This window comes from Peptoniphilus sp. SGI.035 (assembly GCF_050315115.1).
In the GTDB taxonomy this organism is placed as follows: domain Bacteria; phylum Bacillota; class Clostridia; order Tissierellales; family Peptoniphilaceae; genus Peptoniphilus_A.
The window spans coordinates 1-519 of the sequence record NZ_JBNPOJ010000061.1; the positions used below are offsets into that span (position 1 = coordinate 1).

A 519-nucleotide genomic window follows, 5' to 3' on the forward strand; every position below is an offset into this window, starting at 1 on the left:
TTTGTTGCACTTGCTTTGAATTCTTGGTCTTCATTTACTACTGTTTCTTTTGCAGGTGTCCATGTTACTGTTTTGTATCCGTCTTGGGCTTCTGCATTAGGGAACTTCTCTGCTGGTACTGCTGTACCTTTCTTTACAATTATTGGTGATACTTGTCCCCAGTCTTTTATTGATGCTTCATCTCTTGTAAATGTTACTGTTGCTGCATCACTTGGTACTGGTTTGTCTGTTGGTTTTGTATCTCCGCTTTCATATACATATAACATTTGATTTTCTACTTCTAGTGTTGATTGGTCTTCAAATGTTACTAGTAATGTTCCTTCGAATTCGCCTTTTGCATCTGAAGTTCTTGCTGGGTCTGTTTTGTCTGTTACTGTTGCTGCTGCTAGTAGTGCTGCTATTTGATCTTTCTTAGCTTCTTCTTTTGCTGCTACTCCATTTGCCCATGTGATTGCATCGCCTTTCCATACTGCTATGTCTACTGGCTTCAATCCTCCTAGTGCTGTTACTTCTTCTGCT

General features: G+C 39.7%; 1 pseudogene. It reads right to left on the reverse strand.

From position 1 onward, the window contains the following. Positions 1-491 (reverse strand): annotated as a pseudogene (locus ACQRC6_RS09840) (hypothetical protein); the annotation flags it as partial. Positions 492-519 lie beyond the last annotated feature (28 nt).